The following is a 14,618-nucleotide window of genomic DNA, read 5'->3' as shown; positions in this document are numbered from 1 at the left end:
CACAATAGATAACAAAGAAATAGCCGCCTGCCCTTCAAGTAAATCAGATACAAAATATCACTGAGTTGTTTATTATACTTCACGATTTACTCAATCGGGGCAAGAACTTAACACCATTTGTGCCTATCTTTACTCCGCATTTCGCGCATCGAGTGTTAAAGCGAATACTTAGCCGCTTGATAAAGGAATTCAGGCGATAATCGTTGTTTGTAGTCAGGGTTCACGTAACTGAATTTGATCACCCCCTGTTCATCTAGAATAAACACAGCTGGTGCTGGTAATACACCCCGCCCTGCTTCAGCTGATGCATTTAACTCTATGCCTTTCTTTTCTTTGTACTGAGCGGTTTTGTCTTCAGGCACATAATAACCAATACCAAAACCGCGTATGGTCTCTAGCTTGCTATCAGAAAGTAACTGTACGGTAAATTTGCTTTGCAGTTTTTGAGCTTGCAGTTGCGCTGGCGTTTCAGGGGATATCGCTAATATTTGATAACCCAAATCATCCAGAGATTTTTCAATGTCTTTCAGTCCAGCCAACTGACGATTACAGTAAGGACACCAGCCACCACGATAAAAAATTAACACAGTGGGCTTTTGCATAGTGATGGCTTTCAAGCTGACTGGCGCGCCATCAGCGGTTTGCAATTTGGTGTTCGGGGCAAAATGGCCGACTAGCAATGGGGTGACATCTTGGGCATCTTCAGCAATGGTAGTGCGCTCAAACGCTAACACAGTCGAGGAAAGAACAGCGAGTAAAAGAAGTAAACAACCGATTGTCGCTTTTACGTTAGTCATCATTTTGAAATCCTTTGTCGGGGTAACAATCGCGTGTACTTAACGATTACCTCTATGGCTTTTCTCGTATTCTATCTCGCTAATGGCTTCTTGTTCTAGTTGGCGCATCGCTTTTGCGGTGGTTTGCATTTTCTGCCACCAGCTTGCATCAGCCACTATGTTACCGCCTTCATCAATATGTGGGTAATCGAGGCCTTTGTTTCGACACACGTTTGATAATACAGGAAATCCGCCTTCAAATAGAACACGCTGACACTCTTCTTCGCTCAGTTGAAGGCTGTTGTACATACCAGCCACTTCTCGCTGACGCTGAGCTTCGTATAACACCACAGCAGCAGCCACCGAAACGTTCAATGACTGCACCATACCGACCATGGGAATGACGATGTTTTTGTCAGCTACGGCAATCGCTTCTTCGGTAGCACCGTGCTTCTCTTGGCCAAGAATAATGGCCGTGGGCTGGGTGTAGTCTATGTCCCTGAAATCCACTGAATCATCAGATAAATGAGTGACCAACACTTGCATGTTTTGTTGTTTTAACACGCTGACAGCATCGCCAATACTGGTGTGCATCTCGGTTTTAACCCAATGCTCTGACCCCATAGCGGTGCCTTTGCGTATCTTGGTTTTTTGATCCCATACGCCATGAATACGGTTGATCCCCACTGCGTCACAGCTGCGCAAAACAGCAGATACATTGTGTGGTTTATGAACTTGTTCTAAACAAACCGTTAAGGATGGCTGGCGGGTACTTAATAACTTACGAATGCGCTGATAACGCTCTACTGACATGGGGGCTATAGCAGTCATGGTTTATATTCTTTTTCTTATTGATGTTATATAGCCCTGTTGCCCGCGACGAAGCGTGCCGAGTAGGCTAGCATCTTTTGATCAGCGCACGGCCATTTGGACTCCCCGTGCGCAATGCGGCGCTACAACGCCAACTGTATTTTAGGGTGAATGTTGCTGTAGGTAATACCTGATATTACTCAGGTAATTCCATCACACCATCGATTTCAATTTGAGCACCTTTAGGCAATTCTTTCACGCCGATAGCAGCGCGCGCAGGGTAAGGTTGCTTGAAATGCTTGCTCATGATTTCGTTCACAGTAGCGAAGTTAGATAAATCCGTTAAGAAGATATTCACTTTAGCCAAATCGTTGGTGCTACCACCTGCTGCTTGGCAAACGGCTTGAACATTTTTAAATACTTGTTCAGCTTGCTCGGCGAAATCGTCAGAGATCATTTCCATGGTTTCCGCCACAAGAGGGATTTGCCCAGACAAATACACAGTAGTGCCAGATTTAATCGCTTGGCTGTAAGTACCAATAGCTTGTGGAGCCTTGTCAGTATGAATAACAGACTTAGACATAATATGCTTACCTTTTAAAGTTTATACGTTAGGTGATTTATTCTGCTTAGATTGGCTGTGCCTTGAAACCCTTTGAACTTCGGGCATGATGCGAATTTTTCGCATGACATCAGCGAGCTGAATACGATCTGTGATGGTCAGTTCTATATCAATGTAATAGATACCGCTTTCTTTTTCTTCGGTTTGTAAACCGACGATATTAGAGCCACACGAAGCCACATTATTGGTTAAATTGGCGAGCGTCCCTTGATGATTTATTAATTCGATTCGTAGCGCAGCTTTAAATTCACCTTGAGGTTCATCATCCCACTTCATAACAAGCACCCGCTGGGGCTCTTCTTTACTCAGTTTACGAATGTTACTGCAACCCGCTTGGTGAATCATCATGCCGCGACCTGGGCTAAGCACAGCCACAATTTCATCCCCTGGGATGGGGTGACAACAGCGTGAATAAGATACCAATAGCCCTTCAGTGCCTCGAATAGCAACGTTGCGACCACTGTCTGGAATTTCTGCCGCTTCACCGAGTAAACGCCTAGCGACGATGGCGCTGAGTTCATTGCCTAGGCCGATATCCGCCACCAAAGCGTTAAAATCAGCGTGTTTTGTTTCCTCTACCACTCGGTCGATGTCCGCTTGCGGAATTTCATCTAATTTGGTTTTACCCAGCGCATGGCGTAATAAACGATTTCCCATGCTGAATGCTTCTTCGGAGCGCTGATGTTTTAGGTAATGGCGAATATGCGAGCGCGCTCTAGCACTGACCACAAAGTTCAGCCAACTTGCGTTGGGCTTCGCTCTTGGTGAGGTAATGATTTCGACGGTCTGGCCGTTTTCAAGTGGTTTACTTAACGAGTATGTACGTCTTTCGACTTTCACCCCAACGCAGGTATTGCCTACACCGGTGTGCACTGCATAAGCAAAGTCAACCGCGGTTGCGCCGAGCGGAAGTTCAATGATGCGCCCATCTGGGGTAAACACGTAAATCTCATCTGGGAATAAATCAGTTTTTACGTTTTCGATAAATTCAAACGAAGAGCTAGCACTTTGTTGTAACTCAATAAGTGACTGCATCCATTTACGGGCGCGCACTTGTGCTGTGGTATCGCTGGACTCCGAATCGTCTTTGTACATCCAATGCGCAGCCACTCCGATATCGGCCATTTTGTCCATTTCGGCGGTGCGAATCTGAATTTCTACTGGAATACCGTGAGGGCCAATCAAAGACGTATGCAATGACTGATAACCATTGGTACGCGGTATAGCCACGTAATCTTTAAAGCGCCCTTCAATGGGTTTATACAAGCCATGCATAGCGCCCAGCGCTCGATAGCAATTATCAGCACTGTCAACCACTACGCGAAATGCATAGATATCCATGACTTCGTTGAACATCAACTCTTTGTTTTTCATCTTGCGATAAATTGAGTACAGGTGTTTTTCACGGCCAATGGTCAACGCGTTCATGCCGAATGCCGCTAAGCGGGTTTCCACTTCTTTATGAATATTTTCGATAATTTCTTTACGATTACCCCTCGCCTGTTTAACCGCTGCTTTCAATGCGCGGTGGCGCATGGGATACATAGCCTGAAACCCTAAATCTTCAAGCTCATTTTTGATATCGTGGATACCCAAACGGTGGGCAATAGGCGAGTAAATTTCGAGTGTTTCACGGGCAATACGACGACGTTTGTCAGGACGTAATGAACCGAGGGTGCGCATGTTGTGTGTGCGGTCTGCTAGCTTGATCAAGATAACGCGAATATCTTGCACCATAGCCATGAGCATCTTACGAAAGTTCTCGATTTGTGCTTCTTGCTTACTACTAAAATGAATCTTTTCGAGCTTACTAACGCCCTCGACTAACTCACCAACCGTCTCACCAAACTGTTCGCTCAGGGATTCTTTGTTGTGATGGGTGTCTTCGATGACATCGTGCAGCAATGCAGCCATTAGCGTTTCATGGTCAAGACGCATGTCCGCCAAAATGCCAGCCACGGCTACGGGGTGAGTAATGTATGGGTCGCCACTGGAACGCATCTGCCCATCATGGGCTTCTTGGGCTACCACAAACGCACGTTGAGTTTCCGCTACCTTGTCCGGTGGGAGGTAGGCCTCAAGCTTTTGTTTTAAACCCTCAAAAAGATACAAGTGCTGTTAGTCTCAAACGGTGAAAAGTTTAAGGATACGGTGAAATGGGCGCTAAGCCAACGGCTAAAACATCAATTTGATGTTCTGCCGCTAGGATCAGGCTTTTCTTCGGTGAGTGTCCGCGGACTTATGCCCTAGGACTACTGTTCTTGAAGGATATTTGCTACAGACTCAAACTGAGCTTGGTCTTGTGCATGTTGGTCACGCAAGTTTTCTGCATCTAGAGTAGATGCGGTTACGTGACCTTCTTCGATTTCACGTAATGCTACAACTGTAGGCTTATCAGTACCTACTGATACATGTGCAACTTTACCTTCAATCGCAAGTTGTCTTGCGCGGCGTGCTGCGACTAAAACCAAATCAAACCGATTGCCAATTTTATCTACGGCATCTTCAACTGTTACGCGAGCCATTTTGATCTCCGTCGTGTAGCTATGTTTTAAAAAAGGTCGCATAGTGTACTTGCAAACCTGTCATTAGCAAAGATCTTTCACGATCTAAGCGTTGAATTTTTGTGCTAGTCGCTTGCCAGTAAATTTTCAAACAAACTTTGGTGACGCATAACCTGCTTTTCTTTGCGTAAACGGCGACTCGAGACAATCGCGTCCAGCTCTGCTAATGCAGCAGTAAAGTCGTCGTTGACCACAATATAATCAAACTCATGGTAGTGCGATATCTCTGAGACCGCTTTGTTCATACGATCTTGAATCACCTCAGGGGTGTCTTGGCCTCTTTCGGTCAAACGGCGCATTAATTCCTCTCGTGAAGGCGGAGCAACGAAAATCGTCGCGGTGTCAGGGATTTGTGCTTTGACTTGGCGCGCGCCTTGCCAATCAATATCCAAAAACACATCTATCCCCTTGCGCAAGGTTTGCTCAATGACCACTTTAGAGGTGCCATAATAATTGCCAAATACTTCTGCCCATTCGAAGAATTCATCTTGAGTGATCAGCTCTTGAAATACCTTTCGGCTGACAAAATGATAATGTACACCGTCTATTTCACCCGGGCGCGGTGCTCGCGTGGTGTGTGAAACCGAGACCTGCATTTCATTGTTATGAATTTCTGTCGCATCATGGTTTTGCAGTAACGCTTTGATTAAGCTAGATTTACCTGCCCCTGAAGGCGCGGCAAGTATAAATAAATTTCCGAGTGATTGTGGCATAGAAGATTTTCAGTCAAGTAAGTAGATAAAGTGAGTGTTGAGATTTCTATGCAATGTTAGCATATTCCCTTTGTAATGGTGCTAATGCATCAAAACTGTTCACAAAAGGTGACGCAATAATGAACGACAGCCAATATCACCAACTCATCGACGACCTACTAATTAACTTAGAAGAGATGCTCGATGATGTAGAAGCCGATATCGATTACGAATCCGCTAGCAGTATCCTTACCCTGATTTTTGTTAATGGCAGTAAGATCATCATCAACAAACAGCCACCGTTGCACCAGCTGTGGGTAGCCACCAAATTTAACGGCCATCATTTTAACTACCAAGATGGTTTGTGGATTGACGAGCGCACCGGCGTTGAGTTTTGGCAATTCATGAATGATGCAGCTAGCAAGCAAGCCGAAGTGCCAGTGTCTTTTCCGCGACCGACCGAATAAGCATTAATTAAAAACGTATTAGAACGAACCAAAGAGTGGTAACCCTATGAGTGATAACAATTTAGAGTATGTAGAAGTGAACCCAAGCCAACCCCACAGTGCCGTGGTGATTTGGTTACACGGCCTAGGGGATTCTGGTAATGGCTTCGCGCCAATCGTGCCCGAACTAAAAATACCCGACGCCTTGCCTATTCGCTTTGTATTCCCTCATGCTCCTGTGCGTCCTATTACGGTAAACAACAACATGGAAATGCGTGCTTGGTACGACATCGCTAGCTTAGATTTTAACCACAGAGCAGATCGCGTAGGTGTTGAAGAGTCCGCTAAGCAAGTGGAAGCACTAATCGATGCTGAAATTGCCAATGGCACACCAGCTGAGCGCATTGTATTGGCAGGCTTTTCACAAGGCGGCGTGATTGCGCTGCACTTGGGCACGCGCATCAATAAGAAGCTCGCTGGCATCATGGCGTTATCAACCTACATGTGTGAACCCGAAACCCTTGCCAGTGAAGCGAGCGATGCCAATAAAAGCACGCCTATTTTAATGGCTCATGGTCAGCAAGATAATGTGGTGCCTGTGTTTATGGGTAACGCTGCGTACAAAGTGTTAGAAGAAAACGGTTATCCTGTCACTTGGCAAGATTACCCTATGCAACACAGCGTGTGTTTGGAAGAAATTAATCATATCTCTGCTTGGTTACAAGCACGTTTTAGCTAGTTCAATTGGTTCCTTATTGCGTTCTTGTTGCGCTCTTATTTCGCTCTTATTGCGCTATCCCAAAGCAGAACTGCTTTGGGATAGAAATGTGATGAAATAAAATTCCTGTGCCCTCGGTTTTATTAGATAAGCCCTTTATCTAATATGTAGCATCAGCTACCACAGGAATTATCATGACCATCAATCCCTTTGTCATTGCCCACCGCACAGCGAAGATTACCGTCCTCTTCATCATGCTTAGTGTTAGTCATTTTGCCTTTGCACAAGACCCCATCGAAACAGGCTTTTTTAATAATAAAGCAATTTACGGTTACGATACGGTCGCTTACTTCACTTCGAATAAAGCAGTAAAAGGCGACGGTGCATTTACCACACAGTGGCGCGGAGCCGACTGGTTTTTTAGCTCGCAAGCACATTTAGATTTATTTAAAAATGAACCTGAAAAATACGCCCCGCAATACGGTGGTTACTGCGCCTATGCGATGGCCACGGGTGATTTTGTTGGGATAGATGAAGACGCTTTCGTTATTGATAATGGTAAGCTTTACTTAAACTACAGTGCCAGCGTGCAACAAAAATGGCTGGCGAATAAAGCCCAATATATTGAGCAAGCCGATGCCCAGTACCTTATGCAATACCCCGCAAGCAAGTAATCTTGATAGCGAAAAGATACGTTCGTGATGCAAATTAACCTGATCCCTTTGGGCGAAGAACACAGCGTAGATATTTCTGCGCTGGCCATGAGGTCAAAGGCTTATTGGGGATATTCGCCGGCATTTATGCAGCAGTGCGCGCACGAACTGACTTATTCTGCACAACAAATCGCCCACAACGATTTTCACTTTGTTGGGGCGTTTTCCTCTTTTATCAATCAAAACTCATCACCCTTAGGCTTCTATGCACTTCAGCGTATTTCCCGTGAAGAAGCAGAATTATTGGCGTTGTTTGTTTGCCCAACTCAAATTGGTTGCGGTTTAGGGCAAGCGTTACTGCAACATGCAATAAGTGCGGCAAAATCACAGCATTTCACTTCGCTCGTGATCTACAGCGACCCAAATGCCGCCGCCTTCTATGCAAAAAATGGCGCTAGACGAGTAGGCACGCAGCCTTCAGGTAGTATCGCAGGCCGTGAGCTACCGGTTTACCAGATACAGTTGTAACGAGCTCTTAGGCTGATTTGATCTGTGAGTACTTCATGGCATTCAACATCTATTTTTATGTGTTATGTGTAGTTTGGCGTGCGGTATTGCGCTTTTTTCAGCAAAACTAGGGCTTTGCCTACTCAAAGTGAGCGTAAATTCTGATAATATCGCGGTATAAACTCGTCCGTTAACAGTGAATTTTTCATGTCAGATCGCGTTATTCGAATTGCTACGCGCAAAAGTGCTTTAGCCATGTGGCAAGCAGAATATGTTCAAGCCAAATTACTTGAAGCTCATCCCCAACTTAAGGTGGAATTGGTGCCTATGTCGACACAGGGCGACCGGATTTTGGATACGCCATTAGCCAAAATTGGCGGCAAAGGCCTGTTTATTAAAGAGCTCGAAGTCGCCATGAGCGAAGGCCGCGCAGATATAGCGGTGCATTCAATGAAGGACGTACCCGTTGATTTCCCAGCAGGCTTTGGCTTGCATTGCATATGCGAACGGGAAAACCCCTATGACGCATTTGTATCAAACACCTATGCCAGCATCGAAGAATTGCCGCAAGGCGCAATAGTCGGTACTTCAAGTTTGCGCCGTCAGTGCCAGATTCGCAGCGCCCGCCCAGATTTAACCATTCGTGACCTGCGCGGTAACGTTAACACGCGTTTAGCCAAATTAGATGACGGCCAATACGATGCCATTATTCTGGCCGCTGCTGGCTTGATCCGCCTTGAAATGCAAGATCGCATCAAAACCTATATCGAACCTACTGTGTCCCTGCCCGCTGTTGGCCAAGGTGCTGTAGGCATTGAATGTCGTAACGATGACGCTGAGCTAATCGAATTACTCAAGCCGCTAAATCACAGCGACACCGAATCACGCGTTAAAGCCGAACGCGCCATGAACGCCAAATTAAATGGCGGGTGCCAAGTGCCTATCGGCAGTTATGCCGTCTTAAACGGTGACGAACTGTATCTACGTGGATTAGTCGGCTCACCCGATGGCAGCGTACTTTTGCAGGCTGAGAAACGTGGCAATGTGAATGATGCGCTTAGCATCGGCGTTGATGTGGCTGAGCAATTGCTTGAAAAAGGCGCGGGTGACATTCTTCAGGCACTATATAAAGATTAAACCATGACTGTGCTGATATTCCGCCCAGAGCAAAAATGCGCCCCAAGCGCAGCGCGCTTTATTACTGCGGGTTTACCTGCGGTTGGCGTCGGCCTGATTAGTACACAAGCCAGTCAAGAAGCTCTGAGCTCATTGCCGAGCGCACTTGGCTCTCTATCCTCTGGTGACGGTATTATTGTAACCAGTACGGTAGTCAGTCAACTATTGGCGCAGCAGCGCATTGAACTACCAAATTCAGCGACAATTTTTGCCGTTGGTAGCAGTACTGCCCAAGGTCTACGGGCACAAGGTTACGACGTGACTGTGCCTCTCGTGCCTACCACCGAAGGCTTGTTAGCGCTCTCCCCCCTAAAAGAAATCGCTGGGCATACAGTCGTGATTTTAAAAGGCCAAGGCGGCCGTGAAGATTTAGCCCAACAACTTACCCAGCGCGGCGCTACTGTTTTGCTAGCAGATATTTATCAAAGGATAAAAATTGCCACGCCTAAAGCCACACAAGAGTGGCAAGCAGAGCAGATTAGATGCATCATTGCTACCAGTGGTGAAATAATAGATACGGCGTTTGAGCATTTCGATGCTAAGTGGCTACAATCTTTACCTTGGATTGTGGTAAGCCCACGAACTGAACAAATTGCCGTAAAACAAGGTATAAAGACAATATTTGTCAGCGATGACGCTAGCGACCAGGCACTTATTCGCCGTGCCAAGGAATTTTTGGAGCATTAAATGGCAAACCAATCAGATACAAATAATTCATCAGGCGGCAAGCCAAAGAGCGACACGCCTCAAAATAAGCCAGAACAACCGAAAGATAAGTCCAGTAGCGCACCTTCAAATGCGCCCTCGAGTCCAGCAACGAGCACAGCGTCCACAGCGGTAATAACACCTGCTGCGCCAAAAGCGGAGTCGGCTGATCATGGCACGAAAAAGAATCCTACAGCTCCTTTGAAAAGCGACAACAACGTGAAAAAAACGACCAGTGCAAGCGATAGTTCGGGTACACCTAGTGCCACTTCCCCCACCAAAAATCAAAAAAATCAGAAGCCGGCCAAAACCGGTGTTTTGTGGTTTGTTACTATCGTCAATCTGCTGATTTTATTATTGATTGTGGCCGGTGCTTATTGGGGCTGGACACAGTGGGAGCAGCAAAAGCAGACTCAACAGTCGACCCAAAGTGAGCAACAAGACATTCTAACGCGCCAAGCGCAGCAAAATCTGTCTATTACTGATGAAGTGAAAGAGCAAAATAGTCGTCTTGAATCACAGCTACGTAGTGTCAACAAAGAGCTACAAAGCGCTCTTGAAGAGGCGGAGGCTGCGAACAATCAATCTCAGGCCAATAAGCAGATGCTAAGCAGTATCGCCGGTCGTCGCCCTGCTGATTGGTTACTTGCTGAAGCAGACTTTTTAGTCCGCATGGCGGGTCGTAAGTTGTGGTTAGAGCATGACCTAAAGACCGCGATAGCCATGCTGCAGTCAGCTGATAGTCGCCTACAAGACTTAGACGACCCAAGCTTATTGCCCGTACGAGAACGCTTAGCGAATGACATTCAAACTTTGGCTCAAGTCAATCCTGTGTCGTTATCGTCTATCGCATTGCAAATCAGTGCGCTGCTGTCCCAAGTTGACCAGTTACCACTTAATACCTTCGAACGCCCTGATATCGCGCCCCAAGGCGGTGAGGACGTGTCCGATTCTGTCGATGATTGGAAAGCCAACTTATCTCGCGCATGGGCAGCATTCACCAAAGACTTCTTTAGCTATAAAAAGAAGGAAATCGAAGTTCAGCCTTACATGTCAGCACAGCAACAATGGCTGGCGACTGAGCAACTAAAGCTTTCTTTGCTACAAGCCCAAAGCGCCGTGTTGAAAGAGAGTGTTGAGCTTTATCAACAGTCATTGCAAAACGCGCAACGGGTGCTAGACGAAAGCTTCGCTGTTGACGAGAGCGCAGTAGTGCAATTTGACCAACGTATTGAAGAATTGGCTGAAACCGATATTGAGCGCGTCTATCCAAGTCAGTTTAATGCAGCCCCGGCGCTGCAAGACATCATTCAGCAACGTATCGACAATGTCTTCGTTAACGGAGCTAGCCAACCATGATAAGAATTTTAATGGTCTTCGTGGCCTTGCTTATTGCCGTGTTGGTTGGCTCTTTAATATTCGACGACAAGGGCTATGTATTTATTGATTTCGCTGGCTACGTTGTTGAAATGAACGTGTTTTCCATGGCGATAATGACGATCCTGGTTATCGTAGGTTTGCTACTTTTTTCATGGTTAATCAAAAAGTTAATCATGATCATCTCAGGCTCAAAAAACTGGCTAGGCAACTGGGGTTCACGTAAAAAGAAACGCGCATTCACCAATGGACTTATCGCATTGGCCGAGCAAAACTTCCTTGAAGCTCGCAAGCAACTTGCCAGTATCGAGCAAGAAGATTTCGATGGCTTAAACTTGCTTGCTGCCGCCGAAGCAGAGCTACAACTGCAAAACCCAGCAGGTGCGCAAGAATACTGGCGCTTAGCCACGTCTTACCCTAAGTCAGCCTTTGCTGCCCGGTTATGTCTGGTACGCGATCACTTGCAAAATCAGCACCCAGTCAAAGCCCTCGACATTTTGGATGAGCTCGACGACAAACAAAAACGCCAACGTTCAGTCCTGACTCTGCGAGCACAAGCATTGGTTCAAGCGGGTAAATGGCAAGAATTAAAAGACCGCTTACCCTCTTGGAAAAAAGCCCTAGGCGAACATTACGAACACTATATGCAGTTAGCATCAAAAGGTAACTTTGCCGAAATCGCCAGTAAAGAGGGGGCAAACCAGCTGAAAGAAAATTGGCATTCACTGCCTAAGTCGACAAGACGCGACCCTGCTTTACAAGCAGCGTACGTTAAGCAGCTCATTGACCAAGGTATGCATATCGATGCCGAAGCAGCACTGGGCGAGTATCATAAAAACAAACCCCATCCTATGTTGTTACCTCTTTATAAAGAGTTAAAACTGTCTCAGCCAACCACGTCGCTGAAACAGCTAGAACAATGGTTAAAAGCAGACGACATGAATGTCGAGCTACTCTCGACCTTAGGTGCAGTTGCCTATAACGCCAAGGATTTTAGTTTGGCCGAAAAAGCCTTAAGCAAAGCCATTAAGCTGGGTAATCGTCAGCAAGACATATTGCTGTTAGCAAAGATAAAAGAATCGCAACAAGACAATCAGCAAGCCTTGGCTCTTTACAAACAAAGCTTGGCCCAACCCAATGAACTGACTAAAGCGGAATAAGATGCGACATATTATTACAAAAGCGAAATGGCTACTGACCATTTCGCTTTTTTTTGTAATCAGTACAGGCCTGCAAGCCGAAACAGATCGCACCTCTCCAGCGTTTGAACTTATCGTGCTAGGCGACAGTGGCGGCATACAAGACGGAAACTTGAGCGCCTTTTTGCTGCGCTCTGTCACCGAGCCTAACTATGTGGCATTAGATGCAGGCACCTTGGTCAATGGGATAAATCAAAGCGTTGAGCATGGCGCGTTCGACGAATTGGCCATAGTGGATGATGATAAGTGGGGTAAAGCGGGTAGCATTTTGCGTCATCATGTTAAAGGTTACTTAATAAGCCATGCTCATCTCGATCACATCAATGGCATGCTAGTGGCATCTCCAGAGGACAGCAAAAAAAGCATTTACGCGATTCCCTCAGTGAACACCATGATCGGTGAAACCTACTTTAACGGCAAAGCTTGGGCTAATTTTAGCGACCGAGGTATTCCTCCTATGCTAAGCAAATACCAAGTAGTGGACTTGCTACCAGGCAAAAAAGCAGCAATCGCCGACACTGCGCTAAATGTCACTGCTTTTAGCTTGAGCCACCCAGTAGAGTCCAGCGCGTTTGTGATTGAGCACGGGGACGATATATTCGTTTACTTCGGTGACACCGGCCCAGACATAGTGGAAAAACAAGGTAAGTTAGACGCCATCTGGACATATCTCGCTAAACAGATAAAGCACAAAAAGCTGCGAGGCATGATTATCGAAACCTCGTTTGAAAATGACCGCCCCCATAACTTATTGTTTGGCCATTTAACGCCCGAGTTGCTGATGAATGAGCTCGAGAGCTTCGCCGCTAAAATAGGTGGTGAAAAACCCCTTAAGGGTCTGAATGTGGTGATCAGCCATATCAAATATACTTTGGCAAAAAACGTCGACCCTAGGGCTAACATCAAACAACAACTGGATGAAGCAAACAACTTAGGCCTTAACATCATTATTCCACAGCAAGGTCAGAAGCTGCAGTTTTAGCCTAAATGAGTAAGTGATGATGGCCCCACAAAAAAGCGTATTGAATACAATTCAATACGCTTTTTTGATATTCGTATATGACCTCAGGCTACAAGCAGAGCTCGCGCAAGGGAATGGTTGCTGCACCAATTGAAACAGGGTGCTTCTCTATGCCCGATACCACAATTTTAGGCATCGGGCGCTTCGCACCTCGGCGAAATTGTGCATACACGTCGATACGCGGAATGACCATTTCAGCCAACTCTTTAGGGATATGCCCGCCGATGATAATCGCTTCTGCATCCAATAAAGCAGAGCAACAGGTGGCGACTAAATCAAACGAATCTTGCACCTTGAAAATCCATTCTTCTACACCTGGCCAGTTCGGATCAAACTCTTCATGCAAGTTATAAATGGAGCTGAATTTCACACCATTTTTCTTCAAGATCCGCTTCAGTAATTCTAAATTGGGATGAGCGTAAATTTTTGATGGCAACATATCGCCCAACTCACCGGCATTACCATAGGTGCCTCGCAGCACCTCCGTGTTGGTCACAACGCCGCCACCAAAAGCTGATGAAACAAATAAGTAAACAAAGTTCTTATATTGGCGACCCACGCCCGCTACACCCTCACCTGCGGCCGCGCCTGTGCCGTCATTCACCACCCAAGTAGGCAATGTAAAGTGACTTGAGATAATCTGCACAATATCCACTTGTGACCATTCTTCAAGCATATGGTGGGTGTTCATTTTGCCATCCATGGAGCTAAAGAAACCTGAAATTCCAACCCCAATTCCTAGTACGCGCGACTCATCGAGTTTACAGCGCGCACTTAGTTCAGCGATAAGTTGTTCCGTCGCCTCAAGCACATGTGCAATGCTCATGTCGTCCATTTCGCGGAACTCTGTGGCCATGACATTGCCGGCAAAGTCCATCACCGCCACACCAACAGCATCTAATAATATCGATACGCCAAAGGTGCAGGCATAGTCAGGGTTTAGCTCAATGCCAAAACCCGGTTTACCTTTAGGATTAGGGATCATCTCTTCGGTTTGACGCAGCACCTTTGATTGGGTCAGGCCTTTTAATAAGCGGGATACGGTTTGCTGAGGAATTTTGGTGGCAGACACCAATTGGCTCTGGGTGACACGCTGTTCCCAAAAGACAATTTTGATAATATCGCGCTCAATATCTTGGAAAAGCTTACTGCCTTTTCCGAGTTTAAAACCAGAACGCAAATATTGACTGTTGTCGATTGAGAACATAAGTAATACATCTACCTTAAAATTGCTATAGCCTATTTGAAAGCTCAAATAAGAACAAGCAGTGTTATTTTTAAAGCGTTATATTTCAATGCCTAAGATAAGTAAAGCCCCCTAGTTAGGGCGCTTAGTGTCAGCATCTAACTAA

Annotated in this window: 16 protein-coding genes; 9 read left to right on the top strand and 7 right to left on the bottom strand. The window is 46.0% G+C overall.

What is annotated here, in order from left to right; genetic code table 11:
* Positions 1-155 precede the first annotated feature (155 nt).
* From PATL_RS01795 to gmk, 6 genes are all read right to left on the bottom strand, one after another.
* The gene (locus PATL_RS01795) at positions 156-800 is read right to left on the bottom strand and encodes a peroxiredoxin-like family protein (RefSeq protein ID WP_011573280.1); all 645 of its coding nucleotides are present in this window, start codon (positions 798-800) and stop codon (positions 156-158) included.
* A gap of 36 nt (positions 801-836) precedes the next feature.
* Complete coding sequence (gene trmH, locus PATL_RS01790) at positions 837-1,589, bottom strand: tRNA (guanosine(18)-2'-O)-methyltransferase TrmH (RefSeq protein ID WP_011573279.1); 753 nt, start codon at positions 1,587-1,589, stop codon at positions 837-839.
* 193 nt (positions 1,590-1,782) lie between these two features.
* Positions 1,783-2,169 carry a RidA family protein gene (locus tag PATL_RS01785; RefSeq protein ID WP_006994679.1) on the bottom strand — a complete coding sequence of 129 codons (387 nt, stop codon included), beginning with the start codon at positions 2,167-2,169 and terminating at the stop codon, positions 1,783-1,785.
* A gap of 21 nt (positions 2,170-2,190) precedes the next feature.
* A complete protein-coding gene (gene spoT / locus PATL_RS01780; RefSeq protein ID WP_011573278.1) occupies positions 2,191-4,320 on the bottom strand; it encodes a bifunctional GTP diphosphokinase/guanosine-3',5'-bis pyrophosphate 3'-pyrophosphohydrolase in 2,130 nt (709 codons plus the stop codon).
* Positions 4,321-4,460: 140 nt separating this feature from the next.
* Positions 4,461-4,733: a DNA-directed RNA polymerase subunit omega gene (gene rpoZ / locus PATL_RS01775; protein ID WP_011573277.1), complete on the bottom strand. Its 273-nt coding sequence runs from the start codon at positions 4,731-4,733 to the stop codon at positions 4,461-4,463.
* 104 nt (positions 4,734-4,837) lie between these two features.
* Positions 4,838-5,485 (bottom strand): guanylate kinase, encoded by a 648-nt coding sequence (gene gmk, locus PATL_RS01770; RefSeq protein WP_011573276.1) that lies wholly within the window; start codon positions 5,483-5,485, stop codon positions 4,838-4,840.
* 119 nt (positions 5,486-5,604) lie between these two features.
* Between gmk and cyaY the strand changes: the two genes are divergently transcribed.
* The 9 genes from cyaY to PATL_RS01725 all read left to right on the top strand — a co-directional run bounded on the left by cyaY (position 5,605) and on the right by PATL_RS01725 (position 13,227).
* On the top strand, positions 5,605-5,931 hold the full coding sequence (cyaY, locus tag PATL_RS01765; protein WP_011573275.1) for an iron donor protein CyaY: 327 nt from the start codon (positions 5,605-5,607) through the stop codon (positions 5,929-5,931).
* A gap of 46 nt (positions 5,932-5,977) precedes the next feature.
* On the top strand, positions 5,978-6,649 hold the full coding sequence (locus tag PATL_RS01760; RefSeq protein ID WP_011573274.1) for an alpha/beta hydrolase: 672 nt from the start codon (positions 5,978-5,980) through the stop codon (positions 6,647-6,649).
* A 173-nt stretch (positions 6,650-6,822) separates the two neighbouring features.
* The gene (locus PATL_RS01755) at positions 6,823-7,302 is read left to right on the top strand and encodes a YHS domain-containing (seleno)protein (protein WP_011573273.1); all 480 of its coding nucleotides are present in this window, start codon (positions 6,823-6,825) and stop codon (positions 7,300-7,302) included.
* Between the two features lie 27 nt (positions 7,303-7,329).
* On the top strand, positions 7,330-7,809 hold the full coding sequence (locus PATL_RS01750; protein ID WP_011573272.1) for a GNAT family N-acetyltransferase: 480 nt from the start codon (positions 7,330-7,332) through the stop codon (positions 7,807-7,809).
* A 186-nt stretch (positions 7,810-7,995) separates the two neighbouring features.
* Complete coding sequence (hemC, locus tag PATL_RS01745) at positions 7,996-8,925, top strand: hydroxymethylbilane synthase (protein ID WP_011573271.1); 930 nt, start codon at positions 7,996-7,998, stop codon at positions 8,923-8,925.
* 3 nt (positions 8,926-8,928) lie between these two features.
* Complete coding sequence (locus PATL_RS01740) at positions 8,929-9,651, top strand: uroporphyrinogen-III synthase (protein ID WP_011573270.1); 723 nt, start codon at positions 8,929-8,931, stop codon at positions 9,649-9,651.
* A complete protein-coding gene (locus PATL_RS01735) occupies positions 9,652-11,028 on the top strand; it encodes a uroporphyrinogen-III C-methyltransferase (protein ID WP_011573269.1) in 1,377 nt (458 codons plus the stop codon).
* Positions 11,025-12,206 (top strand): heme biosynthesis HemY N-terminal domain-containing protein, encoded by a 1,182-nt coding sequence (locus PATL_RS01730; RefSeq protein ID WP_011573268.1) that lies wholly within the window; start codon positions 11,025-11,027, stop codon positions 12,204-12,206. The genes PATL_RS01735 and PATL_RS01730 overlap by 4 nt, the downstream gene beginning before the upstream one ends.
* Before the next feature lies 1 nt (position 12,207).
* Positions 12,208-13,227, top strand: coding sequence for an MBL fold metallo-hydrolase (locus tag PATL_RS01725; protein ID WP_011573267.1), 1,020 nt, complete (start codon positions 12,208-12,210; stop codon positions 13,225-13,227).
* Between the two features lie 88 nt (positions 13,228-13,315).
* On the opposite strand, the gene PATL_RS01720 is transcribed toward PATL_RS01725, so the two are convergent.
* A complete protein-coding gene (locus PATL_RS01720) occupies positions 13,316-14,473 on the bottom strand; it encodes an ROK family transcriptional regulator (protein ID WP_041713163.1) in 1,158 nt (385 codons plus the stop codon).
* Positions 14,474-14,618: the final 145 nt, after the last annotated feature.

Source organism: Paraglaciecola sp. T6c, from assembly GCF_000014225.1.
GTDB classification, from domain to species: Bacteria; Pseudomonadota; Gammaproteobacteria; order Enterobacterales; family Alteromonadaceae; genus Paraglaciecola; species Paraglaciecola atlantica_A.
This window is presented reverse-complemented; position numbering and strand designations above follow the sequence as displayed.

Bases quoted from the DNA above. Each gene is read 5' to 3' on its own strand.
- PATL_RS01760 (WP_011573274.1), top strand. From the start codon at position 5,978: ATGAGTGATAACAATTTAGAGTATGTAGAAGTGAACCCAAGCCAACCC.
- PATL_RS01730 (WP_011573268.1), top strand. From the start codon at position 11,025: ATGATAAGAATTTTAATGGTCTTCGTGGCCTTGCTTATTGCCGTGTTG.
- gmk (WP_011573276.1), bottom strand. From the start codon at position 5,485: ATGCCACAATCACTCGGAAATTTATTTATACTTGCCGCGCCTTCAGGG.
- PATL_RS01795 (WP_011573280.1), bottom strand. From the start codon at position 800: ATGATGACTAACGTAAAAGCGACAATCGGTTGTTTACTTCTTTTACTC.
- PATL_RS01735 (WP_011573269.1), top strand. From the start codon at position 9,652: ATGGCAAACCAATCAGATACAAATAATTCATCAGGCGGCAAGCCAAAG.
- PATL_RS01750 (WP_011573272.1), top strand. From the start codon at position 7,330: ATGCAAATTAACCTGATCCCTTTGGGCGAAGAACACAGCGTAGATATT.
- PATL_RS01785 (WP_006994679.1), bottom strand. From the start codon at position 2,169: ATGTCTAAGTCTGTTATTCATACTGACAAGGCTCCACAAGCTATTGGT.
- rpoZ (WP_011573277.1), bottom strand. From the start codon at position 4,733: ATGGCTCGCGTAACAGTTGAAGATGCCGTAGATAAAATTGGCAATCGG.
- trmH (WP_011573279.1), bottom strand. From the start codon at position 1,589: ATGTCAGTAGAGCGTTATCAGCGCATTCGTAAGTTATTAAGTACCCGC.
- PATL_RS01740 (WP_011573270.1), top strand. From the start codon at position 8,929: ATGACTGTGCTGATATTCCGCCCAGAGCAAAAATGCGCCCCAAGCGCA.
- PATL_RS01755 (WP_011573273.1), top strand. From the start codon at position 6,823: ATGACCATCAATCCCTTTGTCATTGCCCACCGCACAGCGAAGATTACC.
- hemC (WP_011573271.1), top strand. From the start codon at position 7,996: ATGTCAGATCGCGTTATTCGAATTGCTACGCGCAAAAGTGCTTTAGCC.
- PATL_RS01725 (WP_011573267.1), top strand. From the start codon at position 12,208: ATGCGACATATTATTACAAAAGCGAAATGGCTACTGACCATTTCGCTT.
- cyaY (WP_011573275.1), top strand. From the start codon at position 5,605: ATGAACGACAGCCAATATCACCAACTCATCGACGACCTACTAATTAAC.
- PATL_RS01720 (WP_041713163.1), bottom strand. From the start codon at position 14,473: ATGTTCTCAATCGACAACAGTCAATATTTGCGTTCTGGTTTTAAACTC.